Below are 10,523 nucleotides of genomic sequence, written 5' to 3'. Positions count from 1 at the left end.
CCCGCATGGGCGGGTCTTCGAATGTGCAGGGTCTTCAGGTGCCGGACTTGATCTTGGTCCAGGCCCGGGTGCGTGCCCGCTCGGCATCGCGCGGCAAAGGTTGCAGGGTGTACAGCGTGCTCATCGCTGCGTCGGTCGGGTACAGGTTGGGGTTGTTGCGGATCGCTGGATCGACCAGTCCGGTGGCGTCCTTGTTCGGGTTCGGATAGCCGACAAAGTCGCTGACCGGAGCAATCACCGCCGGTTGCAGCAGGTAGTTGATAAAGGTGTAGGCGTCCTCGGTGTTCTTCGCGCCCTTGGGAATCGCGAGCATGTCGAACCAGATCGGCGCACCTTCCTTCGGCAGACGCATGTCGACCACGATGCCGTTCCTGGCTTCTTTCGCCCGGTTGGCCGCTTGCGAGAAACTGCCGGAATAACCGACCGCCACGCAGATGTCACCGTTGGCGATATCGGCCATGTACTTGGACGAATGGAAGTAGGTCACGTACGGGCGGATCTTCATCAACAGTGCTTCAGCCTTGGCGTAATCCGCCGGGTTCTTGCTGTTCGGATCGAGCCCCAGGTGTTGCAGGGCCAGTGGCAGAATCTCCGAAGGCGAGTCGAGCAGGGCGACGCCGCACTGCTTGAGCTTGCTGATGTTTTCTTCCTTGAAGATCAGGTCCCAGCTGTCGACCGGCGCATTGTCGCCCAGTGCGGCTTTGACCTTGGCCGGGTTGAAACCGATGAGGATGGTGCCGTACATGTACGGCACGGCGAATTTATTCCCCGGATCATTGGCTTCGATCAGCTTCATCAGTTTCGGATCGAGGTGATTCCAGTTCGGCAGTTTGCTGCGATCCAGCGGCTGGAACACCCCGGCTTCGATCTGCTTGGCGAGGAACACGTTGGACGGCACCACCACGTCGTAACCGGAGTTACCGGTGAGCAGCTTGGCCTCCAGCGCTTCGTTGGTGTCGAAGATGTCGTAGATCAGTTTGGTCTGGGTGTTCTGTGCCTTGAAGTCTTCCAGTGCCTTGGGCGTGATGTAGTCGAACCAGTTGTAGACGCGCAGCGTGCGTTCTTCAGCGTGGACAACACCGCTCAGCAGCGCGACGCACAAGGCTGGCGCGATGACCTGCTTGAGGGTTTTCATTGTTCAAAACCTTCCAGCACGTTCACTGCGTTGATGCCGATTTCTTCGACGGCGTAGCCACCTTCCATGACGAACAGCGTCGGTTTGCCGAGGGCGGCAATGCGCTTGCCCATCGCCAGATAGTCCGGGCTGTCGAGTTTGAACTGCGAGATCGGGTCGTCCTTGAACGTATCGACACCGAGCGACACGACAACGATGTCGGCGCCATAGCGGTCGATCTCGTCGCAGGCCTGATCCAGCGCCGCGCTCCACACGTCCCAGCCGGAACCGGCCGGCAGCGGATAGTTGAAGTTGAAGCCTTCACCGGCGCCTTCGCCGCGCTCATCGTCATAGCCAAGGAAGAACGGGAACTCCGCTTCCGGGTGGCCGTGGATCGAGGTGAACAACACGTCGCTGCGTTCGTAGAAAATCGACTGCGTGCCGTTGCCGTGGTGATAGTCGACGTCGAGGATCGCAACCTTTTTGTGGCCCTGATCGAGGAATGCCTGCGCGGCGATGGCGGCGTTGTTGAGGTAGCAATAACCGCCCATCAAATCGCTGGCGGCGTGGTGTCCCGGTGGCCGGCACAGGGCAAAGGCACTGCGTGCGCCGCGCTGGATTTCTGCTTGCGCGGTCAGGGCCACTTGCGCCGCGCTGTACGCCGCTTGCCAGGTGCCAGCGGTGATCGGTGCGCCGCCGTCGAAGCTGTAATAACCGAGCTGGCCGTGCAGACTGGTCGGTTTGATCGCACGCAGGGTGCGCGCTGGCCAGGTGTAGGGCAGCAAGTCACCGTCGGTGTTGAATTCCGTCCAGCGCGCCCATGCACCCTTGAAGAAGTCGAGGTATTCGCGGCTGTGGATGCGCGCGATCGGCTCCAGGCCAAAATCCTTCGGTGCCTCGACCGCGCCGAGATTCTGATTCTGTACGCGTTGCAGCACGTGGTCGGCGCGCGACGGCATCTCGAAGCACGGCTTGAGCTGGCCATCGATGAGTTCGCAACGGCCATGGTGCAGGTGGTGATCGTCTGAGTAGATCGTCAGCATTTGTTGTTCTCCGCAGGGCTGATTCGGTTGCATCCAGTGTTGCGGCAAGCAATCAATCGGAGAACGGCAGGAAAGGCCAAAAGGGGATCGATATGGCCAAAACCTCTGACCGCAATTCGCCCCTTGTCGAGGGTGCGGGGAATGAAACGACCAATCTCCTGTGGGAGCGAGCCTGCTCGCGAAGAAGGCGTGTCAGCCAACATGGATGTGATTGATCTGGTGCTTTCGCGAGCAGGCTCGCTCCCACAGGTCAACAATCAGTGCGGGCGGAACTGGCTCGGGGCCACGCCGCTCCAGCGCACGAAGGCATGGCGGAAACTCGCGGTCTCGCTGAAGCCGAGGGTCTCGGCAATGCGATAAATCGGCAACTGATCCTCACACAACATCTGCTTGGCCCGCTCGAAACGCAGCTCATCGAGCAGCTCCTGATAGCTGCTGCCCATGTCCTTGAGATGGCGGCGCAACGTACGCGGCGAACACTTCATCTGTAGCGCCAGACCTTCCAGCCCCGGCGCGGCATTCAACTGCGCGCTGAGCAACTGACGAATCCGCCCCAACCATGCCTGACGCCCGGTGAACTCCAGATTCTGCTTGCGGCAGCGTTCGGCCATGGCTTGATGGGTGATCGCATCCGCCAGTGGCAGCGGCTGCTCGAGCCAGCGCCGGGCGAAGGCAAAGGCGTTGTCCTTGGCGCCGAAGTGCAGCGCACTGTCGAAGTGCTCGGCATAACTGTCGCGATAGTCCGGCGCGGTGTGTTCGAACCGCGTCGTCAGCAACGGCAGCGTATGCCCGAGCAAGTCATCGCAAATGACTTTCAGCGACACCAGGCAGAACTCGGCATTGAACACCGCCATCGCCGGGCTCTCGCGATAATCGGCGGCAACGAACCAGACCTGCTCGCCATCGTCTTCCAGGCTCAGCTCGAAAAGTGTTCCCAACAGCGCCGGATAGCGGATCGCCAGGCGCAAAGCGTCACCGAAGGTGGCACAGGTCAGCAGGGCGTAACCGAGGATGCCGTAGCAGGAAACGTGCATGCGCCGGCCCAGTTCCAGTCCGATGTCATGCTTGAGCGCGACAGCGTTGGCACAAACCTGCATCTCCTGATTGGTGGTGATGCGCGTGTCGGCCCGACTGAGATCCGCCGCACTGATGCCGCTGCCGGCCAGCAGCGCCTCGCTCGACAAGCCTTCGGCCTTGAAGGTGTTGAGCACCAGCGAGACGGCGTTGAGGGTGGTGAGGTGGGAGTGGAGCATGGGCTTCTTCCAGAGTCAGTTCCTGGAACTGCAGCAAGTTGCGTGCCGCCATGCTGGCGTCTATTAGTTGCTTTTAATAGTTGTTCGCCGCTTGTGCAAGTAAGAACAAGTCGAATTTGTTAATTGGGCTATTACAACAAACGCAATATGTTGGCACCTCAGGTTAATCTGTTTTCTTTGAGGTTGATACTGTAATAGTTGACAGGTTTTTGCTGAAAAATTGCCCGCCTGTCTGAAAAAGCATGTTTTTTAAAGGTGCAAACTTGTTTTTTGTTTTTTTCTTGACCGGCTACTTACGCGGGTCTAGTTTTGTTTTTGAAAGAGGCGGCAATCAATTATTTATATGGAGCGTGTGCCATGGTGGGTTCAAATCAAAAGCCAACGTCGGGTAACAAAGCCGTAGAAGGTCGGCTGAGCGTCAAAGTCAATGGTGGGCAGGAAGAACTTAGAGCGTTTAGCTTTTTCGATATTGGTGGAAGTCTGACCTTTCAATTTGGTGATGCCAATTCGGTCACTGGAGTGGTTTCTACAAGATTTCCGAAAGATAAATTAGGACAGGAAGTGCAACAGGGTGCAGCAGATGTAAATGTCAGTTACAGGGTCAACGGCGAATTTGTTTCTTGGAGTGGTGGCAATCTCAGGGTGGCTGAAGATGGTGCTGGGGGTTATGAAGGAAATCTTTCAGCAGTTATTTCAGCGCCAGGGTCAAGCTGGAATTTGACTGAAGGGTCTTTTTCAATAATCAACAATTAAATTCCGATCCGGCATGATATTAAATCACCGCACTCGATTAGCCCGGCTCAAGGTTGGTGGCTTGATAGCTTCATCTGGAGGCGTTGATCAGGGCTGATAATAAATCGGATGTGCAAATTCAATTGGATTGGTTAATTGATTAAGGTGTGGTTATGGACACTAAACAAGCGAATAAAGACTCTCACTCGAGAGGGGCTAAGGCTTTAAGGGGTGAATTGAAAGCGACGGTAGACGGGGAAGATAGATATATTCCGCTTTATCGTTGTCTGTAAGTGAAGATATTGCGGAGATCTCCGCGGCTTTCGGCGTTCGAGACGAGCGCGGAGATAATTATATCACGCTAAAAAATGACGAGTATCCGCTGGTTTCGTACAATCTCAACAATGCGTCTATACCTTGGAGGACGGGTGGGCAGTTAACGGTTAGTTACGATGATGTAAGTGGGCGGTATTATGGATCGCTTAAGGCTGAGTTCAATCCAGAGGCGTATCCTGGTATTCCTAAAGAAGTCACCGGTATTTTTGAAATCTGGGAAGAGCAGTAGTTAACTCGAGCCGCTGCTTTCGGGGTTAGTCAAGAGCGGCTCGTTTTTCAGTGTAAATACGGCAATCCCGGTTAGTCCTGCGGTGATGTCAGCTCACCACAAAGATCCAATTCCATAAGCTGGCGCATTTGCGCAATGTCCAGCCCTGCACCGAGCAACCCGTGCAACTTGCCGAACGCCGCCTCACGGGTCATACCGCCACCCGACAACACGCCAACACCGCGTAAACGACTACCCGCCTCATACACATCCAGCTCAACGCCACCTTCATGGCACTGCGTGACCGCTACCACGACCACACCGTTATCCCGCGCCCGGCCAAGGCTGGCGAGGAACTCGGGGTTATCGCTTGGACCGGTGCCGCTGCCGTAGCATTCCAGCACCAGCCCCTGAATGCCGCTGTCGAGCAGGCCGTCGAGGACTTCGGCGCTGATGCCGGGAAACAGTGGCAACACGGCAACTTTGGCCAGTTGTTTCGGCTGGTTGTAGTTCAACGACGCTGGAATCGAAGGCGCTTTCACGCCGCCGCCCTGACGCTCAAGTCGTTTGAACGGATGCCGGCCAAAACTGCGCACTTTCGCGCAACGGGTCGGCGCCAGCAGTTCACCGTGGAAGTACAAGTGCACGCCCGGCGCCAGGCCCTGGCCGAGGGCGACCAGTGCGCCACCGAGGTTTTCCCAGGCATCGCTGTCGGTAACACCGGCCGGCAACATCGAGCCGGTGAAGCACACGCGAGCATTCAGCCCCAGCAACTGGAAGCTCATCGCTGCGGCGCTGTAGGCCAAAGTGTCGGTGCCGTGCAGGATCAGCACGCTGTCGCAGCCTTGCACATCCACGGCATCGACCACCGCTTCACGCAATTGCTGCCAATAGGCCGGGGTCATGTTGGCGCTGTCGATCAGCGGCGACATCTCGCGAAAGCGCCATTGCGGTACAACGAGTTCAGGCTGGCTGTGCAGGTAGTCACGCATCCGCGCTTCGAAACCGGACGCCGGGGCCAGGCCATTGGCGCTGGCCTGCATGCCGATGGTGCCACCGGTGTAGAGCACCATGACGTGTTGGGCGGCGGGGTAGGTCGACGAATTCATGGGGATTCTCCGGAAGGATGAGGTCCTTGTGGGAGCGAGCCTGCTCGCGAAGGGGGCATCCCATTCAACATTAATGTCGACTGATCAACCGCGATCGCGAGCAGGCTCACTCCTACAAGTTATTGCATCACAATAACTGACGGGCGCAGGGGATGCGCCCGTCATTCACCTGTCAGCGTTGCGCTGCAGGCACGCCTTGCGGCTCGGCTTCGGCCTTGGCGTCAGCGGCAGACGGGGTCGGCCAGGCCTTCAGGTCGAGATCCAGATCGGTAAATTTGCTGGAGTCGAACACCGGCTGTTTGACGCCGGCGCGGCGCTGCCCGTCGTAGTCGCGCATTACGCGCATGCCGACCTTGAACAGCATGGCCAGGGCCACCAGGTTAACGAACGCCAGGCAGGTCATGGTGATGTCGGCGAAGGCGAACACGGTCGACAGGTCCTGCATCGAACCCCAAACCACCAGCGCCAGCACCAGGCCGCGGAAAATCATCAGCGCGGCGCGGTTGCGGGTGAGGAACTGCAGGCTGTTTTCGCCCAGGTAGTAGTTGTAAAGGATGCAGGTGAAGACGAACAGCGACAGCGCGACGCTGACGAACATGCGACCCCAGTCACCGACCACGGCGGCCAGCGAGTTTTGAGTCAGGACGATGCCGTCACCTTCGAAGCCCGGGGTATAGAAACCCGACAGCAGGATCAGCAGCGCGGTGCAGGTGCAGATCACGAAGGTGTCGAGGAACACGCTGAAGGCCTGAACCACGCCCTGCGCGCCCGGGTGTTTCACAGCGGCTACGGCGGCGACGTTCGGCGCACTGCCCAGGCCTGCTTCGTTGGCGAACACGCCACGCTTCACGCCCATGACGATGGCGCTGCCGAGCAGGCCGCCAAAGGCCGGGTCGAGGCCGAAGGCGCTCTTGAAGATGGTTTCCAGCATGGCTGGCACGTGTTCGATCTGGGTGCCGATCACGTACAGGGTCACGCCGATATAGGCCAGAGTCTTGATCGGTACCAGCAGGTCGGACACCGAAGCAATGCGCTTGATGCCGCCGAGGAAGGTGATGGCCAGCAGCACCGCGAGGACGATACCGGTGTGTTGTGGATTGAACTCAAAGGCGTTCTGCAGCGAGTGGGTCACGGTGTAGGACTGCAGGCCGATGAAGGCGAAGCCGTAGGTGACCAGCAACAGGACGGAAAACACCACCGCCATGCCTTTGAGCTTAAGGCCGTGCTGGATGTAGTAAGCCGGACCGCCACGGTACAGACCATCACCATCGGCGCGCTTGTAGACCTGCGCCAGGGTGCACTCGAAGAAGCTGCTGGACATGCCGACCAGTGCGGTCACCCACATCCAGAACACCGCACCCGGACCACCCAAGGTCACGGCGATGCCGACACCGGCGATGTTGCCTGCACCGACGCGGCCGGCAAGGCTGAGCATCAGGGCCTGGAACGAGCTGAGTTGCCCGGCGCTGCCCTTGAGGCTGTCGCGGAAGACCGCGAACATGTGGAAGAAGTGACGCAATTGAACGAAACGCGAGCGAATCGTGAAGTAGCTACCGAGCCCGACAATGAGCACGATCAGTACTTTCCCTGAGAGGAAGTCGTTAATGACTTCGAGCATGGATTTTTCCTCGCTGTTTATTGTGTAAGCAAATGCTGGATGGAAGAAATATCGTGTTACACCGGTGTGCGCACGGCACGACAGGTGAGGCGACGGTTTCGTCCCGGATCCATTTCGCGGGTTTGTTATTAGTTCGGGTTTCGCATGGGTTGTGGCCTCGTTACCGACGACCGCTCACGCGAAGAGGGGCGGCACTATACCGATCAGTGACGCGCCCGTCTGCACGGTAGTGGTGCAAGCGACGAAACGAGGCTTTGAAACACCCGGCGTTACCGGCGCCGGGCTTGTGCAGGAACTGCTCTGTGTGGGAGCGAGCCTGCTCGCGAAAGCGATATCGCAGACACATCGTTTTTGAATGTGCCGCCGTCTTCGCGAGCAGGCTCGCTCCCCCATAAAGCAATCCCCAGACATACGGGTCTCAGGGGCAGAAAGTTAAAAAAAAGGGCCTGGGGACTAAATCCCCAAGCCCTCAAAAGGTGAGAGGTGTCTAGTCCCTCGACCTGGTGAGCGGTGCTACAAGTAACGTGTCGGTTCAGGCTTTGAGCGGAACCAGACGCGGAGCAATCATGTTTTCCGGGCGCAGGATGTCGGCGAGCATGGCTTCGTCGAGCAGACCTTCTTCGCGCACCAGTTCCAGTACGCCGCGGCCGCTTTCAAGGGCGAGGCCGGCGATACGGGTGGCGTTTTTGTAGCCGATGTACGGGTTCAGTGCGGTGACCAGACCGATCGAGTGCTCGACCAGTTCACGGCAGCGCGCTTCGTTGGCGGTGATGCCGACGATGCAGTGCTCGCGCAGCATGTCCATGGCGCGTTGCAGCAGGCGGATCGAGTCGAAGATCTTGAAGGCGATCAAAGGCTCCATCACGTTCAGCTGCAGTTGGCCGCCTTCGGCTGCCATGGTCAGCGCCAGGTCGTTACCGATGACCTGGAATGCAACCTGGTTCACAGCTTCCGGAATCACCGGGTTGACCTTGCCAGGCATGATCGAGCTGCCTGGCTGACGCGCTGGCAGGTTGATTTCATTGATGCCGGTGCGTGGGCCGCTGGACAGCAGGCGCAGGTCGTTGCAGATCTTCGACAACTTGACCGCGGTGCGCTTGAGCATGCCGGAGAACAGCACGAAGGCGCCCATGTCGGAAGTCGCTTCGATCAGGTCGGCGGCTGGAACCAGCGGTTGGCCGCTGATCAGTGCCAGACGCTGAACCGCCAGCGCTTGATAACGCGGGTCGGCGTTGATGCCGGTACCGATCGCGGTGCCGCCCAGGTTCACTTCAGTCAGCAGTTCCGGGGCCAGCGTCTTCAGACGGGCCAGGTCTTCGCCCATGGTGGTGGCGAAGGCACGGAATTCCTGGCCGAGGGTCATCGGCACGGCGTCTTGCAGTTGGGTACGGCCCATTTTCAGGACGTGATCGAATTCTTTGCCCTTGGCCGCGAACGCTTGAATCAGGCTGTCGAGGCTGGCCAGCAGGGTGTCGTGACCGAGCAGCAGACCGAGGCGGATCGCCGTCGGGTAGGCGTCGTTGGTCGACTGCGCCATGTTGACGTCGTCGTTCGGGTGCAGGTACTGGTACTCGCCTTTCTGGTGACCCATTGCTTCGAGCGCAATGTTGGCGATCACTTCGTTGGCGTTCATGTTGGTGGAAGTACCGGCGCCACCTTGAATCATGTCGACCACGAACTCTTCGTGGAAATCACCGCGGATCAATCGGGCACAGGCTTCGCTGATGGCAGCGTGCTTGGCTTCGCTCAGATGACCCAACTCGCGGTTGGCGTCAGCAGCGGCCTGTTTGACCATTGCCAGACCGACAACCAGTTTCGGGTAATGCGAAATCGGAACACCGGAGAGACGGAAGTTATTCACCGCTCGCAGGGTCTGGATGCCGTAATACGCTTGAGCCGGTACTTCGAGGGCGCCAAGCAGGTCGTTTTCTGTGCGGAAAGATGCAGCGGAGGACATGATAGAAATCATCTCGATATGGACCCGGTCTGTGCCGGAACGCTGCGAATGCTAGGCTTGTGCGAATTTTTGGGCCAATGCTGTTAAGCACTGCCCTATGCACATTCGGCATAATGCCCGTGTGACGCCGCGTGCGCGGCAGACGTGTGACCTGTTTTGGTGCGTGTCCGGGAGGACGTGATGAATCTGGAAAGCAAATGGCTCGAGGACTTCAGTGCCCTGGCCGCCACCCGCAGCTTCTCGCAAGCGGCCGAACGACGCTTCGTGACCCAGCCGGCCTTCAGTCGGCGGATCCGCAGTCTGGAGGCGGCACTGGGGCTGACTCTGGTCAATCGCTCGCGCACGCCGATCGAATTGACGGCGGCGGGACAGCTGTTTCTGGTGACCGCGCGCACGGTGGTCGAACAGCTCGGTGAAGTGCTGCGCCACCTGCATCATCTGGAAGGCGGGCAGGGTGAAGTGATGCAAGTCGCTGCCGCTCACTCGCTGGCACTGGGTTTCTTTCCGCGCTGGATCGCGCAACTGCGCAATGAAGGTTTGAACATTGCCACGCGACTGGTCGCGACCAACGTCGGCGACGCGGTGCATGCGCTGCGTGAAGGTGGCTGCGATCTGATGCTGGCGTTCTACGACCCGGACGCGGCGATGCAGATGGACCCGGAGATCTTCCCGTCGCTGCATTTGGGCCAGACCGAGATGTTGCCGGTGTGCGCGGCGGATGCCGAGGGCAAGCCGTTGTTCGATCTGGAAGGAGAGGCGAGCGTGCCGTTGCTGGCGTATAGCGCTGGCGCGTTTCTAGGGCGTTCAGTGAATGGATTGCTGCGTCAGCGTCAGTTGCGCTTCACCACTATTTACGAAACCGCGATGGCTGACAGCCTGAAAAGCATGGCGCTGGAGGGGCTGGGCATCGCCTGGGTGCCGCAACTGAGCGTGCGCGCGGAACTGGCCCGTGGCGAACTGGTGGTCTGCGGCGGCCCGCAATGGCACGTGCCGCTGGAGATTCGTCTGTATCGCTGCGCGCTGGTGCGCAAAGCCAACGTCCGGCTGTTGTGGCGCAAGCTCGAAGGCGGTGCTGCCCAAGCTTCCTGAGCCACCGCGGAGCCAATTGTGGGAGCGAGCTTGCTCGCGAAGGCGTCGTGTCAGAAACATGGAT

General features: G+C 59.1%; 8 protein-coding genes. 2 read left to right on the top strand and 6 right to left on the bottom strand.

All coding sequences use genetic code 11. The features are described 5' to 3' along the window. Positions 1-34: 34 nt before the first annotated feature. The 3 genes from A8O26_RS01735 to A8O26_RS01725 form a co-directional block, all read right to left on the bottom strand. Entirely contained in the window at positions 35-1,135 is a 1,101-nt protein-coding gene (locus tag A8O26_RS01735; RefSeq protein WP_064116487.1) for a polyamine ABC transporter substrate-binding protein, read from the bottom strand. Further along, complete coding sequence (locus A8O26_RS01730) at positions 1,132-2,157, bottom strand: histone deacetylase family protein (protein WP_064116486.1); 1,026 nt, start codon at positions 2,155-2,157, stop codon at positions 1,132-1,134. The genes A8O26_RS01735 and A8O26_RS01730 overlap by 4 nt, the downstream gene beginning before the upstream one ends. Positions 2,158-2,414: 257 nt before the next feature. Further along, complete coding sequence (locus A8O26_RS01725) at positions 2,415-3,410, bottom strand: AraC family transcriptional regulator (protein ID WP_064116485.1); 996 nt, start codon at positions 3,408-3,410, stop codon at positions 2,415-2,417. Between the two features lie 357 nt (positions 3,411-3,767). Here A8O26_RS01725 and A8O26_RS29710 point away from each other — a divergent pair, with 357 nt between their 5' ends. Beyond that, on the top strand, positions 3,768-4,163 hold the full coding sequence (locus A8O26_RS29710; RefSeq protein ID WP_155740629.1) for a hypothetical protein: 396 nt from the start codon (positions 3,768-3,770) through the stop codon (positions 4,161-4,163). A gap of 615 nt (positions 4,164-4,778) precedes the next feature. Here the strand turns inward: A8O26_RS29710 and A8O26_RS01720 are convergent. The 3 genes from A8O26_RS01720 to aspA all read right to left on the bottom strand — a co-directional run bounded on the left by A8O26_RS01720 (position 4,779) and on the right by aspA (position 9,370). Then, positions 4,779-5,795, bottom strand: coding sequence for an asparaginase (locus A8O26_RS01720; protein WP_064116484.1), 1,017 nt, complete (start codon positions 5,793-5,795; stop codon positions 4,779-4,781). Between the two features lie 172 nt (positions 5,796-5,967). After that, the gene (locus tag A8O26_RS01715; protein WP_064116483.1) at positions 5,968-7,413 is read right to left on the bottom strand and encodes an alanine/glycine:cation symporter family protein; all 1,446 of its coding nucleotides are present in this window, start codon (positions 7,411-7,413) and stop codon (positions 5,968-5,970) included. Between the two features lie 532 nt (positions 7,414-7,945). Continuing rightward, on the bottom strand, positions 7,946-9,370 hold the full coding sequence (gene aspA / locus A8O26_RS01710; RefSeq protein ID WP_064116482.1) for an aspartate ammonia-lyase: 1,425 nt from the start codon (positions 9,368-9,370) through the stop codon (positions 7,946-7,948). A 180-nt stretch (positions 9,371-9,550) separates the two neighbouring features. Between aspA and A8O26_RS01705 the strand changes: the two genes are divergently transcribed. Then, complete coding sequence (locus A8O26_RS01705) at positions 9,551-10,459, top strand: LysR substrate-binding domain-containing protein (RefSeq protein WP_064116481.1); 909 nt, start codon at positions 9,551-9,553, stop codon at positions 10,457-10,459. Positions 10,460-10,523 lie beyond the last annotated feature (64 nt).

This window comes from Pseudomonas fluorescens, from assembly GCF_001648775.1.
In the GTDB taxonomy this organism is placed as follows: Bacteria; Pseudomonadota; Gammaproteobacteria; order Pseudomonadales; family Pseudomonadaceae; genus Aquipseudomonas; species Aquipseudomonas fluorescens_M.
This window is presented reverse-complemented; position numbering and strand designations above follow the sequence as displayed.

What these genes read in the sequence shown, in the direction of transcription:
- A8O26_RS01735 (WP_064116487.1), bottom strand. Translation starts at nt 1,135, where the DNA reads ATGAAAACCCTCAAGCAGGTCATCGCGCCAGCCTTGTGCGTCGCGCTG.
- A8O26_RS01730 (WP_064116486.1), bottom strand. Translation starts at nt 2,157, where the DNA reads ATGCTGACGATCTACTCAGACGATCACCACCTGCACCATGGCCGTTGC.
- A8O26_RS01725 (WP_064116485.1), bottom strand. Translation starts at nt 3,410, where the DNA reads ATGCTCCACTCCCACCTCACCACCCTCAACGCCGTCTCGCTGGTGCTC.
- A8O26_RS29710 (WP_155740629.1), top strand. Translation starts at nt 3,768, where the DNA reads ATGGTGGGTTCAAATCAAAAGCCAACGTCGGGTAACAAAGCCGTAGAA.
- A8O26_RS01720 (WP_064116484.1), bottom strand. Translation starts at nt 5,795, where the DNA reads ATGAATTCGTCGACCTACCCCGCCGCCCAACACGTCATGGTGCTCTAC.
- A8O26_RS01715 (WP_064116483.1), bottom strand. Translation starts at nt 7,413, where the DNA reads ATGCTCGAAGTCATTAACGACTTCCTCTCAGGGAAAGTACTGATCGTG.
- aspA (WP_064116482.1), bottom strand. Translation starts at nt 9,370, where the DNA reads ATGTCCTCCGCTGCATCTTTCCGCACAGAAAACGACCTGCTTGGCGCC.
- A8O26_RS01705 (WP_064116481.1), top strand. Translation starts at nt 9,551, where the DNA reads ATGAATCTGGAAAGCAAATGGCTCGAGGACTTCAGTGCCCTGGCCGCC.